The 15026-nt window shown below is 72.8% G+C and carries 9 protein-coding genes and 1 pseudogene; 2 read left to right on the top strand and 8 right to left on the bottom strand.

The annotated features are described in order from the left end of the window. Positions 1-139 precede the first annotated feature (139 nt). The 7 genes and pseudogenes from NAEX_RS08410 to NAEX_RS08380 all read right to left on the bottom strand — a co-directional run. Positions 140-460 (bottom strand): annotated as a pseudogene (locus NAEX_RS08410) (TUGYCR motif thioredoxin fold (seleno)protein); the annotation flags it as partial. Between the two features lie 12 nt (positions 461-472). After that, positions 473-685 carry a hypothetical protein gene (locus NAEX_RS08405; protein ID WP_096326997.1) on the bottom strand — a complete coding sequence of 71 codons (213 nt, stop codon included), beginning with the start codon at positions 683-685 and terminating at the stop codon, positions 473-475. A gap of 198 nt (positions 686-883) precedes the next feature. Beyond that, positions 884-2653, bottom strand: a complete 1770-nt coding sequence (locus NAEX_RS08400) for a cytochrome c3 family protein (protein ID WP_143140890.1) — start codon at positions 2651-2653, stop codon at positions 884-886. 101 nt (positions 2654-2754) lie between these two features. Then, positions 2755-3858, bottom strand: a complete 1104-nt coding sequence (locus NAEX_RS08395; RefSeq protein ID WP_170135564.1) for an STAS domain-containing protein — start codon at positions 3856-3858, stop codon at positions 2755-2757. A 719-nt stretch (positions 3859-4577) separates the two neighbouring features. Further along, the gene (locus NAEX_RS08390) at positions 4578-6455 is read right to left on the bottom strand and encodes a thioester reductase domain-containing protein (protein ID WP_096326994.1); all 1878 of its coding nucleotides are present in this window, start codon (positions 6453-6455) and stop codon (positions 4578-4580) included. Positions 6456-7106: 651 nt separating this feature from the next. Then, positions 7107-8474 carry an amidase family protein gene (locus NAEX_RS08385; protein WP_096326993.1) on the bottom strand — a complete coding sequence of 456 codons (1368 nt, stop codon included), beginning with the start codon at positions 8472-8474 and terminating at the stop codon, positions 7107-7109. A gap of 186 nt (positions 8475-8660) precedes the next feature. After that, entirely contained in the window at positions 8661-9626 is a 966-nt protein-coding gene (locus NAEX_RS08380) for a helix-turn-helix transcriptional regulator (protein WP_096326992.1), read from the bottom strand. Between the two features lie 62 nt (positions 9627-9688). Between NAEX_RS08380 and NAEX_RS08375 the strand changes: the two genes are divergently transcribed. After that, on the top strand, positions 9689-10234 hold the full coding sequence (locus NAEX_RS08375; RefSeq protein ID WP_096326991.1) for a dihydrofolate reductase family protein: 546 nt from the start codon (positions 9689-9691) through the stop codon (positions 10232-10234). A gap of 276 nt (positions 10235-10510) precedes the next feature. On the opposite strand, the gene NAEX_RS08370 is transcribed toward NAEX_RS08375, so the two are convergent. Continuing rightward, positions 10511-11572, bottom strand: coding sequence for an alpha/beta hydrolase (locus tag NAEX_RS08370; protein WP_096326990.1), 1062 nt, complete (start codon positions 11570-11572; stop codon positions 10511-10513). Between the two features lie 249 nt (positions 11573-11821). Between NAEX_RS08370 and NAEX_RS08365 the strand changes: the two genes are divergently transcribed. After that, positions 11822-14989, top strand: a complete 3168-nt coding sequence (locus tag NAEX_RS08365) for a response regulator (RefSeq protein WP_096326989.1) — start codon at positions 11822-11824, stop codon at positions 14987-14989. Positions 14990-15026: the final 37 nt, after the last annotated feature.

Below are 15026 nucleotides of genomic sequence, written 5' to 3'. Positions count from 1 at the left end.
ACGAATGACGAGCGGTGACTTCGCGGCTCGCGAAGGCGATTCGTGACAGCGTGGCTCGGCGGCGCCGCCGAGGACGCCGGGTGCGATCATTCGCTGCGCCGCGTCGCGGGGCGACGGCGATGGCGGTCGATCGCGCCGCTCACATCCTGGCGGCGTCGAGCAGCATGCCCTTGAGCGCCTCGTACTCGCCCATCTGCGCCAGGTCGTGCTCGGTCAGGTTGAACACGCCGACGGGGGCCCCGTCGCGGTCGAGGATGACGACGTCGCGATAGACCACCTCCCACCTGGCCCAGGCGTCGACCTCGCCGACGTCCTGGAGGAGCGGGATGCTCCGGCCTGCCACCATCTGGGGCACGCCGGACTCGTAGCCGACGCCGTTGACGGCGAGCAGCGCGATCCCCAGGTCGGGGAACTCGCCGTCGAGCTCGAGCTGCAGGTCGTTCAGGTAGCCGAACTGGCTACGGCAGTAGCCTCACGTCGCGTGGGCGAAGTACCAGCCGGACACCGAGCCGGCGTAGTCGCTGGGGCCGCGGGTCTGCTCGTACGTCGCCGAGTCGGGGTTGACGTCGACGAGCGCCCAGTCGGCCGCCCGCCCGTCCGGGCCCGCGGTGGCCGTGTTCGGGTCGCCGCCGGCGCAGCCCGCGAGCGCGAGCGCCCAGAGGAAGAGAGGTGTTCTCGGGTTCACCGCCCGAGGCTACCACCGTTCGGGGCGCCGCGCGGGGGTGCGGGAGCTCGGCGGCGGCCTGAACGGGTGGCCCGGCGCCGCCCGCGTCCAGGGCGGCGCGTCCAGGTGGGTGTCGGGAGCCGCGCGCGAGGCACGGCGGTCTCGAGAGACATGACCTGATGGACATGACCCTTTCGGCATGTTCATCAGGTCATAAAATTACAGCCCGCTGCTCGGGTGGGTCGTGTGGCAGGAGGCCGTGCACTGGGTGAACGACTCGGCCTGGCCGCCGACGTAGATGCTGCTCACCGGCCCGAACGCGGCGACGTGGCTCTGCGGGTAGCTCGTGTGGCACGACAGGCACGCCGACTTGCTGGTCCGCTGGATGCTGGCGGCGGTGAGGTGGCAGGTGTCGCACTGCTCCACCGGGGCGTCGAAGCGGTTCGAGCGCGAGTGGATGAAGTGGACGCGCGAGTGGATCGGCGCGTCGTACTCGACCCCGAGCGGCGCGTGGCAGCCGTAGCAGGTGCCGCGGTTGGGGTTGCGGTGCAGCACCGCGGCGAGCGAGCCGCCCTCGCTGTGGCACGACTGACAGTTGCCGGTCTCGAGCGTCTTCGACGTCGGCGCGGCGGTGCCGACCTGGACCTCGATCGTGCGGGTGAACGCGATGTCCTCGCCGTGGTAGACGCGGCGCGCCTTGGTCGTCAGGCGATAGGTCCCGGGCGGGGCGTCGGCGGGGAGCTGCACCGAGAAGGTGTCGCTGCCCGGCTCGGCCCAGCCGAGGTGCTGCGGGTCGAAGGCCCCGCCGAACACGCCGTCGGTGGTCGGGAACACCTTCCACACGTCGAACAGCCCGTCCTGCTCGATCGTCGCCACCTGCTGCACGTCCTCGGTCAAGATCTGCTCGAGCGGGACGATGCTGTGGATCGGCCCGACGTTCTGCGCCGGGCCCATGAAGTGGGCGATGAAGGTGCGCTCGCGGTGCTTGCGGCGCCAGAACACCCAGGTCGGATCGAAAAAGCCCTGGTAGTACTGGAAGCCGGCCTCGTCGGCGCCGAAGATCACGTCGTTGTAGCTCGGCAGCGAGCCCTCGGGGTGGAGGCGGTTGCCGTCGCCGTCGCGCAGCGTCACGCGGAACGTCAGCTCCTGGCCGGGCAGGAAGAAGCCGTCCGGCCCCGGCGGCGTCACCACGTCGACGTCGATCTGGAAGCCGTACGCGTACTCGGGGTCGGTCTCCTGCTCGACCGGGATCACCCAGCGCTGCAGCGGGTTCGCGGTCCAGCGCAGCTCGAGCGCCGCGGTCGCCGGGTGCAGCTCGAACGACGGCGTCTGCTTGAGCGCGTTGCGCAGCTCGACCACCGCCTCCTCCTCGAACTGGGTCGCGCCGGTGCAGTCGTTCGGCGCGGGGCAGCCGAGCGTCCGCTGGATCGCGCGCAGGCGGCGGACGAAGAAGTGGTCGCTCGCGCGGCGCTGGCCGTCGCTGCCGATCGACATCGTGATCGGCGGCGCGAGCAGGTCGCCGTCCTCGTCGAGCTGCGCGAGCAGGACGAAGCTCGGCAGCGTCATCCACAGCGCGCCCTGGTAGAAGCGGCTGCGCGTGTACTTGCCCGCGGCGTCGGGCAGCTGCGCGGTCTCCTGCTCGACGAAGTGGGTCCCGAGCCACGGCGCGTGGCGGAAGTCGCCGCTGTGCGCGAGGCCCTTCACGCCCTCGTCGACCGCGCTCGTCACCACCGTGCTGATGTCGATCTGCTCGAGGAAGAACCGGGCCCCCGCGTGCAGCCGCAGCGGCGCCGAGGTCCCGTTCTTGAGGTCGATCGCCAGGCCGATCGGCTCCGTGTCACCGTCACCGTCGTCGCCCCACGGGACGCCGAAGAGCTCCGGCTCCGGCGCCGCCGCCTGCTCGTCACAGCCCAGCGTCGCGGCGCCGATGAGCGCCGCAGCCCGCATCGTCTTGCCCGTCACCCCGCGCCACCGTCCACGCTCCACCATGGTGCACCTCGATCATCGCCACGATAGGTGATGCTCGCAGCGCGGCGCCACCTCCTCGGAGCGAGACGTGGTGCTGCGGCGATGTGCCCCGTGGTTGCACCTCAACCCAGGTTGCGGATCGCCGACTGCAACGCGGCCTCGAGCGTGTTGAACGCGCTCACTCCAGCGAGCGGCGCGTTGATGGCGACGAGCGTCGCCGACATGCGCGGCGAGATGCCCGACAGCAGGCAGCCGGCGCCGAGCAGCCGCGCCGCGCCGACGATCCGCAGCAGGCTCGCGGCCGCGGTCTCGTCGAGCGCGTCGGCGCCGGTGAGGTCGAGGATCACGCAGCGCGCGTGGGTCTGGGCGATCCGCGCGAGCAGGTTCTCCGTCATGCGGGCGACGCGTTCGCCGTCGACCGGGCCGACGATCGGCAGCGCGACGATGCCCGGCCACACCTGCAGGATCGGCGTCGACAGCTCCGAGATCGCCTGCTCCTGGCGCTCGATCAGCTCGAGCTTGGCGCGCAGCTCGTCCTCGACGCGCTGGCGCTCCGCGATCTCGTCGCGCAGGCGGGCCTCGACGCGCTGGCGCTCGCGGACCTCGTCGCGCACGCGGGCGAGCGCGCTGCGCAGGTCCTCGCGCGTGGCCGCCTCGGTGTCGGCGATCGCGGCCAGCCGCGCGGCGTAGGTCTGCTCGGTCGGCATCGCCTCGAACTCGTCGAAGGCGTCGCCGCGGGCGGTGAAGCTGGTCTGCACGATCTGGCACGGGACCCCGAGGATCCGCTCGCTGTAGCCCGCGAGCTTGCCGGCGATCGACCACGTGCCCCAGTCGACGCCGAGGGCGCGCTGGTAGATGCCCTCCCAGCTCTGCTTCACGCGGTAGCGGATCCGCCGCGCCTCGCGGTCGAGCTCGACCAGCTCGAACTCGCCGAGGCCGACCGTGCGCATCGCCCGACCGACGAACGCGAGGCCCTCCTCGACGGTCGGCAGCTTCTGGATGATGTCGCGCCACTCGCCCTCGGTGCTCTCGCGGCCCGACCCCTCCAGGGCCAGGTTGAAGCGCTCGGTGCCGAGGATCCGCTGCAGGCCGCTCATGAAGCCCGCCATCGTCGACTCGGTCCACATCAATACGACCGGCTGACCCCAGCACAGCATCAGCCCGCGCTCGATGTCCCACGAAAACTCGACGCCCTCTACCGTGATCGACGGGTCCTGCTCTGCCATCTCACGGGATGATAGGAGCCGCCGTCGCGGCGGCGCAATCTTTCTCCGGGCGCTCGACACGACCGCAAGCGATGCAGCGCACGCCGACGTCTCCGCGGCGGTGTGGGCCGGCGACGCAAGCGCCTCTTGAAGGCGGGTCTGCTCGGGTGCGTGTCGGGGAGGCGGCGCCGGGAGCTCGAGTTCGGCGAGCAGACGTCGCTGCGGACACGCGCCGCAGACGGTGCGTACAGGTCGTACGAGTCCCGCAGAGTGTGATCCCGGCGCGGCGCGGACCCGCCGCCGCGAGCGCCCGGCCCTCGCCGAGATCTCCACGCCCGGGCCGCTGGAGCCGGGCATACGCTGTTCGCTTGCGCATCAGAGAAACCCTGAGCAGCCTGTCGCCTGTGCGCATGGACATGTCGAAAAGTACATGTTCAATCAGACATGGTTCAAGCGACACCATCCGCGAGCGTCAGCATCACCGGGTGCGAGGTCCAGCGAGGGATCGGCAGACCGCGACCGTCCTCCGCTCGCTCCGGGGCGCGGCATCGAAGTCGAGGTGCGACGGCGCGATGATGGAAGCGAGCGCCGCCGTCGGGCTCCACGGCGATCCGGCCGATGACTCGATGCCCGGCGCCGGGGCCGCCGCCGGCGATCAGACCGACCTGTCCCGCAAGCTCGCCGGCGCCGCCTCTCTGTACCGACGGCCGGCGAGGGACCTGCAGCGACTCGCGGGAGTCTCAATGACCCGCGGCGGCGGCGTGGACCGGCGGCAGGCGATCGGCGGCGAGCCAGCGGCGGAGGTACTTCGCCATCCGCTGGCGACCGATCGCAGGGAGCTCGAGGTCGCTGCTGGCCAGCGCCGCCAGGGCGTTGGCCGCGTCGTACGCCGGCGTGTCCTCGCGGAGCTCGAGGCGGGTGAGCTCGCCCTTGTACACGCGCTCGGCCAGCAGCGGCAAGAGCGGGCACAGCGGGTTGTCGCGCTCGCGGCAGTCCTGCAGCGTTTGCTCGAGCCACTGGTGGTAGGGCCAGCGCGACAGCCGGTACCCGAAGCTGGCGACCAGCGCGAAGAAGTCGTTGAGCTCGATGGACAGCGCCGGGTCGGGCGGGACCAGGTGGTGGGCCCGGTTCTGATGATCGGCCTGGCCGGCGATATGCAGGATCGCGCGGCCGACGTAGTCGACCGGCACGAATTCGAGGCGCTGGCGCGGCAGGTCGGGGAACGCCCCGATCTGGATCGCGCCGCGCACCAGGCGGCCGATGAAGCCCTCGGGGTCGCCGACGCCGCTGCGGCTGTGCCCCGCGAGGAACCCGGGGCGGTAGACCGTCACCGGCAGGCCCGCGCGCGCGGCCTCCCACACCATTTGTTCGGCGACCCACTTGCTCGCGGCGTAGCCGAGGTCGAAGGACAGGTACTGCAGGAAATCGTCGAGGTCGTCGCCCTCGTGGACGCGCCGCGGGCCGCCGAAGAAGCCGCTCGGCCCGAACACCATGATCGACGACACGTGATGGACCGGCTTCGGCACGCCGGTGGCGGCCAGGCGGAGCACGTCGGCGGTGCCGCCGACGTTGGTCGCGCGGTGGCTCGGGTACGGTTCGACCAGGTTGAAGCGGTCGCCGGCGTGGAAGATGGCGTCGACCGTGTACGCGAGCGCCTCGAAGGCGGGGGCGTCGAGCCCGAAGCGCGGCCGCCCGAGGTCGCCGGGGACGACGTGGATCCGCTGGGCGAACGAGTCCTGCCACAGGCCGTACTTGCCGAGCGCCTGCCGCAGGCGGAGGAGGCCGACCTGGCGATTGTTCGTCCGCACCAGACAATGGACGCAGGCCGTGGTGGAGGTGAGCAGCTCGCGCAGCAGGAACGACCCGAGGAAGCCGGTCGCGCCGGTGAGGAACACCTCGCCGGTGCGCCACGCGTCGACGGAGGCGCGCGCACGCCCGGCCGCGCCGTCGATCAGCGCGCGGATGTCCGCCGGCAGGCGCGCGTCGGCCTGCCAGTGCTCCGGGCCCGTCCCGCTCAGCGCCTCCTCGCCGCGCTGCGCCCGCTGCACCACCATCGCGCACGCCCGCAGCGTGCGGGCCTCGTAGAGCGCGTGGACCGGGAACTGCACGCGATAGGCGTCGGCGATGCGCAGCACCAGGCGCGCGGCCCGCAGCGAGTCGCCCCCGAGGTCGAAGAAATCGTCGTCCGGGAGCACCACCGAGACATCGAGAGTGTCGGCCCAGAGCGCCGCCAGCTGGGCCGTGAGCGGATCGTAGGTGGCGGCGATGATCGGCGCCGAGCTGAACACCCCCGATTGCGGCTGCCCCTCGACGAGCGCCTCGCGGTCGATCTCGCCGTCGAGGTCGAGCGGCAGCTCGTCGAGGAGGACGAAGCGCGAAGGGATCGGGTAGCCCGGCAGCTTGTCGTGCAGGCGCTCGAGCAGCGCGGCCGGGCGGAAGTCGGCGGGGGCGCACGGCACCACGTGGGCGACGAGGATCGGGTCGCCATGCGCGCCCTCGTGGACGGTCACGGCCGCCTCGGCGAGCATCCCGCTGGTCAGCAGCACCGCCTCGATCTCCGCCAGCTTGGCCCGGAGGCCGTCGACCCCATCGATGAAACAATCGCTCGACCCCGTCATCCCGTCCCCCTTCTCGAAGCAAAGAGCGCCAGGCCCGGAGGGCCGTGAGTGCTTGCGGCAACGCGCGCCCGAACGCCGCGCAGCGGCGGCGGCGGCTGCGCTGCAGTCAGCAGGTGACTATGATTATACACAGCCGTGCAAATAAAGGTAGAGACAATTTCATCGCGAGCGCAGAGACAAGGCCTGCCACCGCCGCGCTCCGTGTGGGTGCGCAGCTCGCGGGCTGCGGATCCACCGCTCCGGGCGGAACGGACATAACGTTGTCCATTCGCGACATTGGCCACACCCGCGCACCCGTCCCGTCACGGACATCGACCGAGCCCGCGGACGCGGGAGGCGAGGACCAGGGACCCCATTTCGGGGTCGGCGGGGATCCGGCGATTCCAGCCGCGCGGCGAATCCTCGCCAGCGCGTGGCGCCCGCCGCGCCTCGTGTCCCGTTGACTGCTCGTTCTTCCGGCTCCGCGTCGCGCCCGTCGGCGGGCGCCCAGTTCGCGCGATCAGGGCCGGCGCTCTCCTCGCCGCGAGTGCGAGACCGCAGGGCCGAGCGGGTCGAGCGGGGCGCGCCCCGGCGAGTCGGGGCCTCGCCGGGAACGCCGTCACTGTCACGATTTTGTAATTTAATAAAATGTCCTCGGGGACATATGAACAATCACGGCCGCGGCGTCGCGGCCAGGCCCTCCTGCTCGAGCAGGGTCGCGAAGCCGATCGTCGTCAGGTCGGCGAACCGATCGCCGATCACTTGCACGCCGGTCGGCAGGCCCTCGCGCGTCAGCCCCAGCGGGACCGCGGTGGCCGGCAGGCCGGGGAACGTGGCCACGCCCGGCCACGCCATCTGCGGGCCGTACGGCGCCTCGACCCCGTCGATGACGAGCCGGCGCGTCGCCCAGTCCGGCCGATCGTCGTGCGGGAACGCGGCGACGCCGAACGGCGGCGTGAGCACGACGTCGACGACGGCGAACACCGCCCGCCAGCGACGGACGAGCCGCACCTGCGCGTCCATGAGCGCCATCCAGGCGTGCGCGTCGATCGGCGCGGCGTTCGGCGTGCCGCGCGTCAGGATGGCCAGGAGCATGTCGCGGTAGTCGGCGTGCGCCTGTCCGAGGTCGGGCACGGCGTCATGGCGGCGCAGCACGGTGGCGCCGGCGCGGGCGAGGGACTCGGCGAGCGCGGCGATCGGCTCGCGGACGCCGGCGTCGGTGCCCGCGGCCGGGTGGGCGTCGAGCACGAGCACGCGGTGCTCCGCGAGGGCGCGGCGGCGCGGCGGCGGCAAGCTCAGGCGATACGCCGAATCGTCGCCGGGCCCGGCGATCGCGGCCAGCGCGACCGCGAGGTCGGCGGCGCTGCGCGCCATCGGCCCGAGCACGGCGAGCTCGGGCTCGGCCCCGTCGGTGCCGGGGAACGCGTGCCCGGTCATCGGCACGATCCCGTAGGTCGGCTTGTGGCCGAACACGCCGCACAGGTGCGCGGGCACGCGGATCGATCCGCCGATGTCGGACCCGAGCTCGAGCGGCACCATGCCGGCGGCCAGCGCCGCAGCGGCGCCGCCCGACGAGCCGCCCGGCGTGCGCGACGGGTCGCGGGGATGGAGCGTGCGCCCGTAGACCGGGTTGACGGCTTGCCAGTCGCCGAGGCCGACCGGCACATTGGTCTTGCCGAGGATGATCGCGCCGGCCGCCTTGAGCCGCGCGACCGCCAGCGAGTCGGCGGCGACCGGCCGCCCCGCGAAGTCGGCGAAGCCCCACGTGGTCGGCAGGCCGGCGACGTCGTGGGACTCCTTGACCGTCATCGGCACGCCGGCGAGCGGCAAGCCCCGCTTCGCGTCGCCCGCGGCGTCGAACGCCCGCGCCGCCGCGCGCGCCCGCTCGAAGTCGCGGACCACCACCGCGTGGATCGATCCGTCGCGCGCCTCGATGCGGGCAATGGCCGCCTCGCAGGCCGCGAGCGCCGAGATCGTGCCGGCGGCGACGGCCCGCGCCGTCTCCACCGCGGTCGCCTGATCGATGTCGAAATTCCTCATGTCCTGACCTCCCGAAGGGCGGCGAGGGTAGCAAGCCGTCGGCGCGGTCGCACCCGCCGCGGGGACGACCTGCAGCGAAGCGGACGCGGCGATCGTGACGCGGGCCGTCACGGTGGGGCCGAGTGGCGCACGGGCATTCGCGGGCGTTCGACGAGGGCATGCGCGCCGCCGATCGCGGCGGGATCGTCAGCACGCGCCGTTGCGGCGGGCCATCTCGAGCCCGACGAGGTGCAGGCGCCGGCGCAGCTCCGGCGGACCGAGCACCTCGACGCCGCCGCCGAGGCCGGTGAGCTGGTCGGCGGCGACCTCCTCGCTCTCGAGCAGGAGGTCGAGCTCGCGCCAGCCCTCGGCGTCGGGCGGGCCGGCCGCGGCGAGCATGCGGCCGACGGCGTCGTGCGGGACGACCCGCGGGAGCGCCTTCTGGGCCGCGGGGGACAGGCGCACGCGGCAGGGATAGACGAGCAGCGACTGGTCGAACGCGGCCGACGACGCGGCCCACCAAGCGGCGAGGTCGAAGTCGTCGGGCCGCGCGAAGGTCTCGGCGAGCGCCTCGGCGTGGTCGATGCGGCCGACGCGATAAGTGCGGACCTCGCCGCGCGAGCGCGCGACCAGGTACCAGGTGCCGGCCTTGAGCACGAGCCCGAGCGGGTCGACGCGGCGGCTCGCGGGCCGCCCGCCGTGGCGCAGCTCGAGCCTGCGGCTCTCCCACACCGCGGCGGCGACGGCAGGCAGCGCCGTCAGCGGCTCGGGCCGCGCGAACCAGGCCGGCGCGTCGAGCAGGAAGCGCTCGCGGATCCGCCCGGCCCGGTCGCGCAGCTCCGCGGGCAGGGTGGCGTCGACCTTGGCGCGCGCCGACAGGGCGACCGCGCCGAGGCCGAGGTCGGCGACCGCCTGCGGCGCGCCGGACAGGAACAGCGCGCTCGCCTCCTCGGCCGTGAGCCCGTCGAGCCGCGTGCGCCAGCCCTCGACCAGGCGGATCCCGCCGTGCGGCCCCGGCTCGGTCCACAGCGGGAAGCCGGCGGCCACCAGCGCGGCGACGTCGCGGTAGAGCGTGCGCACCGAGACCTCGAGCTCCTCCGCGAGCTCCGCCGCGGTGGCCCGCTGGCGCCGCTGGAGCACGAGGAGGAGCGCGAGGAGCCGGCTCGACCGCATGCGCGCATGATGCCGGAAAATTGCTGACAGGTCCTGTCAGGGTTCGCTGCCACCCTCGTCGCATGACGCGAACCCAGTACTTCGTGGCGGCCAGCCTCGACGGCTTCATCGCCGACGCGGCCGGCGGCCTGCAATGGCTGTTTCAGTTCAACGACGTCGAGGGCCTCGACGCCCACTACAAGGCCTTCCTCGCCGGCGTCGGCGCGCTGGCGATGGGCGCGGCGACCTACGAGTTCGTCCTCGGCGAGAAGCTCGAGGCGTGGCCGTACGCCGGGATCCCGACCTGGGTGTTCACCCACCGCGAGCTGCCGGGCTTTCCGGGCGCCGACATCCGCTTCACCGCCGACGACGTCGGCGCGGTGCACGAGGAGATGGTCCGCGCCGCGAGCGGCAAACACATCTGGCTGGTCGGCGGCGGCAACCTCGTGGCGCAGTTCGCCCGCCGCGGCCTGCTCGACGAGATCTGGCTCGGCGTGATCCCGGTGGTGCTCGGCGCCGGGGCGCCGCTGCTGCCGGCGGCGTTGCCCGGGCCGCTCGAGCTGACCGCGGTCACCCGCTTCCCGCGCGGGCTGGTCGAGCTGCGCTACGCGGTGCCGACCTCGCGCTGACGAGCGCGGCGCGCTCGACCTCCGGGAGCGCGTCGGCTCGCGCTCTCGGGGAGCCTCGGCGCTGGGCGAGGACCGCGGCGCGTGTCCGGCGTGCTCGCCGCGCGGGCGCCTGTCTCGGGGGACAGGTCGTCGCGCACTCGCCTGCACCTCGCGAGCGGCGCAGCCCGCGATCGCGAATGGACATTGGCCGCGTTCCAGTTCGCTCGACCGCCCGGCCCGCCCGGTGCGGCGAATCCACGCACCGCCATTCGTCGCGCCGGGCGCCTGCGTCCGCGACTAATCGCCGAGCGTCGCGGCGAGCCAGGCGTCGATCTGCGCCCAGCCGACCTCGCGGTTGAGGTGGAGGTTGAGGTCGTGGCCGATGTCGGGCAGGACCTCGACCGTCACGTCCGGCGAGCTGCTGTAGAACGCGGCCTCCTGGGCGGCGACGTCGGCGGAGGCGAGGATGTCGTACTGGCCGAGCTGCGACAGCACCGGGACCTCGACCTGGTCGACCCGCGACAGGGCGTGGATGCCGTCCGGGTCGCCGATGGCGAGCGCGGTCATCATGTCGAGGACGTCGAGCATCAGCCCGCGCGGGAGGCCCGACACCATGTTGGCGTTGTCGTACGCGATCACGTCCGGATCCGACGTCGGCGGGTAGTAGAACAGCAGCTCGCGGACCGGCGGCGGGATGACCACGTAGGGCTGCTGCAGCGGCTCGGCGAAGGCCTCGGGGTCGATGGGGATGATGCGCGGGGCGTGAGCCCAGCCGGTCGCCACCAGGGCGTCGGCGATCGGGCCGTAGGTGCCGAGCGCGTAGACCGAGGTGATCGTGCCCATCGAGTGACCGACGAGGGCGATCTTGTCGAACAGGGGGTCCCAGAACGGGCCGGCGCAGCGCACCTGCGCCAGCACCTGTTCGAGGGCGCTGGCGCTCTCCGCCAGGTCGACGAGATCGCCGGGAGGAGCGCTCGACGCGCCGGCCCCGAGCATGTCGAGCGCCAGGACCGCGTAGCAGCGCTCGGTCATGTAGTCGGCGTATGAGTATTGCTCGCCGTTGATCGGAGGGCCGTCCCAGTACTCGTGGTCGTATGTCCCCCCGTGCAGGAGCACCTGCAGCGTCCGGTCCTCGAAGAGCCCGCACGCGCCGCCCAGCTTCATGGACAAACGCCCGACGACCGTGTAGTCCTGGTCGTCGGACAGCGTGACCACGAAGTCGACACGCTCGCGGATGGTGATGCTGGGTGACAGCAATCCCGCCTCGGCGACGGTGCTCCACGAGAGGCCCGTCGCCGCTGCCACCAGTGCTCCCACCGCCCGAAGTCCGCGCTTCCACGCCCGCTTGCGATCTATCATCACTCCAACTCTCCGATCATTCGTCGCGGCCGTGCCGGTCGGCGACGATACCCGGGATCATCCGGGGGCGCCGCTCGCCCGTCTCGGCCGCAATCCCGCTCGGATCAACGTACCAAGCCGGCGGTACGGCCGCCAAGACAATTCGTCGGTCTCGGCCGCGACATTCACGCGCGCTGCGGTGAATGTGGGCAAGGGGGGCAAGGGAGGCCCCTCGCGCGCCCCGCTCGCCGGCATGTCGGATGCCTCGCGATGAATGATCAGACCCCCCGCGCCGCGGCGTCGCCCCGCGCCCAGGAGCTGCAGCGCCGGATCGTCCAGAGCGCCCAGCTCCTGATCGTCGCCTGTCTCATCGCGGCCGTGGGCAACACGGGGATCACGATCTTCCTCGATCACGTGTGGCAGCTCGACGGCATCATCGCCGTCCTGCTCGGCCTGGTCGCGGTGTACGCCCGCAGGGTCATTCCTCGCGCGCGGGCCGGAGACCTCGAGGGCGCCGTCCGCATCGCCGTTCGTGTCATGACGGTCGCCGTGATTGTGTGCTCGATGCTCATGCACGGGACCGCGGGGAGCCTGGCGCTGACCGGCTTCATCACGGCGCTGGCGCTGGCGCCCGGGGTGCTGTCCTTCCGCGAGGTGAACCGCACGATGCTGGTCGTCACGCTGATCGGCATCGCGCTGATCGCGGCCGACGCGATGCAGCCGCCGTTTCAGGCCGTCTTCCCGCTGTTTCAGACGTGGCTGTACATCATGACGTCGGCGGGGATGGTCGGTCTGTTCCTGCTGGTGGTCCGCGACTTCGAGCAGTACCCGCTGACCACCAAGCTGCAGGTCGCGTTCCTGTTCGTCGCGCTCGGCGGGGTCGGGCTGCACGTCGGGCTCGGAGGGATGGACCTGCGCGCGGAGGTCGAGGCCCGCGGCCAGTCGCAGCTCGGGCGCGTCGCGGTCGCCGCGGCCGAGCTGGTCGGCGACGCGGTCGCGGACGTGCGCGCGCTCGCGACCCGCGACGCTCGCCAGGGCGACCTGCTGTCCGGCGCGGACACGGACGGCCGGCGCCGCGCCGCGGAGGCCGTGGCCGCGCTGGTGCGGCGCGAGTTCAGGCCGGCCACCTTCGCCGCGCTGCTCGGCGACGACGGCGAGGTGTGGGCGTCGGCGGGCGACGCGGGCGCCGCACCGTCTGTCGCGGGCGACGGGGCGGGCGCGGGCGTGCGCGTGTGGCTGCGCGACGACGCGTTCGAGGTCGAGGCGCCGGTGGTCGCGGGCGAGGGCGCGAGGGCGGCGGCGCTGCGCGTCCGCTACGCGAACGAGGAGCTGCGCCACGCCCTCGACAAGCTCGCGGCGGTGGCGGGCGAGGGGGTCGGCGTGCTGGTGTTCGCCGCCGACGGCGAGGCGCTGCTGCGGGTCGGCGCCGACGCGGCGACGCGCTCGGTGGCCAGCGCGCGCGAACTCCCCGACGACCTGGTGATGCAGCTGCGGGCGTCGGGCCCGGACGGCCTGCAGGTCGGCGCGAGCATCGCGGCGGCGACGTTGCTCGCGCCGCTGGCCGCGCGCGACCGCGACGCGACCCTGGTCGCCATGTTGATCGCGGCGCTGGTGACCGGCGTGGCGTTCGCGGTCGGCAGCGTGCTGTCGCGGCCGATCCTCGGGCTCACCGCCGCGGTCACGCGCATGCGCGGCGGCGACCTGACGGCCCGCGCCGACGAGGGCTCGCACGACGAGATCGGCGAGCTGACGCGGGCCTTCAACGCGATGGTGTCGCAGCTCGGCGAGCTCATCGAGGGGCTGCACGCCCGCACCGCCGAGCTGATGCAGCGCGAGCAGGAGCTGCAGCGCCTCAACGAGGAGCTGTCGACCGCCCGCGACCGCGCGCTCGAGGCCAGCCGGGCCAAGAGCACCTTCCTGGCCAACATGAGCCACGAGCTGCGGACCCCGCTCAACGCGATCATCGGCTACACCGAGCTGCTGCAGGACGACGCGGCGACCGCCGGCGAGCGCGAGGTGGTGCGCGACCTGGCGAAGATCCACGGGGCCGCCACGCACCTCTTGACCGTCATCAGCGACATCCTCGACCTGTCGAAGATCGAGGCCGGCAAGATGGAGGCGCACATCGAGCCGGTGGTGTTCGCCGAGCTGGCGGGCGAGGTGACGACCGCGTTGACGCCGCTGGCGCGCAAGAACGGCAGCGTGTTCCTCGTCGACGTCGACCCCGGCGTCGGGGTGCTGCAGACCGACCGCACCTGGCTGCGGCAGATCCTCTACAACCTCCTCAGCAACGCGGCCAAGTTCACCAGCCGCGGCGAGATCCGGCTCGAGGCCGTACGCGCCGTCGACGTCGCCGCGAACGTCGACGAGCTCCGCGTCGTCGTCAGCGACACGGGCATCGGCATCCCCGCCGACAAGCTCGGCGTGCTGTTCGAGCCCTTCACCCAGGCCGACGATTCGACCACGCGGCGGTTCGGCGGCACCGGCCTCGGGCTGGCGATCACGCGCCGCTTGTGTCGCATGCTCGGCGGCGACATCACGGTCGAGAGCGTGCTCGGGCAGGGCTCGAGCTTCACCGTGACGCTGCCGGCCCGCAGGTTCGTCCCGCCGGTGTTCGAGCGGCCCGACGAGTGGAGCGAGCTCGCCGAGGTCGAGCGGACCGCCGAGGGCGCCTCGACGGTCCTGGTCGTCGACGACGAGGCGGTGGTCCAGGAGCTGATGGCGCGGTTCTTGGCGCGCGAGGGCTACCGCGTGATCGGGGCGCGCAGCGGCGCCGAGGCGCTGCGGCTGGCCCGCGAGATCTCGCCGGACGTGATCACGCTCGACGTCATCATGCCCGGGATGGACGGCTGGGCGGTGCTCACGGCGCTCAAGCGCGACCCGGAGCTGGCCGAGGTGCCGGTGATCGTGATGACGATCGTCAGCGACCGCGACGTCGGCTTCTCGCTCGGGGCCGCGGACTACCTGCTCAAGCCGATCGATCGCGACCGCCTGCTGGCGACGCTGGCCCGCTACCGCAAGTCGAGCGTGCCCGGGTCGGTGCTGGTGGTCGACGACGAGCCCGACGTCCGCGAGCTGCTGCGCCGGCTGGCCGAGCGGGCCCACTGGTCGGTGCGGGAGGCCTGCAACGGCCGCGAGGCGATCGGCGCCCTGCGCAGCGCCGTCCCCGACGTCGTGCTGCTGGATCTGATGATGCCCGAGGTCGACGGCTTCGAGGTCATCCAGACCATGCGCGCCGAGCCGGGCTGGCGCGACATCCCCGTCATCGTCATCACCGCCCGCGAGCTGACCGCGAGCGAGTCCGAGTTCCTCCACGCGGGCGTGCATCGGGTGCTGCGCAAGGGCAGCTACTCGCAGGCGGCCCTGCTCGACGAGGTGCGCGCGCTGCTCGAGGCGGCGGCGGCGAAGCAGGCCCGGCGCGACGCCGGGGTCGCGTGAGCGAAGGCCGAGCGGCGGCACGATCGTCGGCGGCAAG

Origin of the sequence: Nannocystis exedens, from assembly GCF_002343915.1 — a bacterium.
Classification (GTDB): domain Bacteria; phylum Myxococcota_A; class Polyangia; order Nannocystales; family Nannocystaceae; genus Nannocystis; species Nannocystis exedens.
Note: the sequence above shows the minus strand (reverse complement) of the source record. Positions and strands in the feature narration are given on the sequence as shown.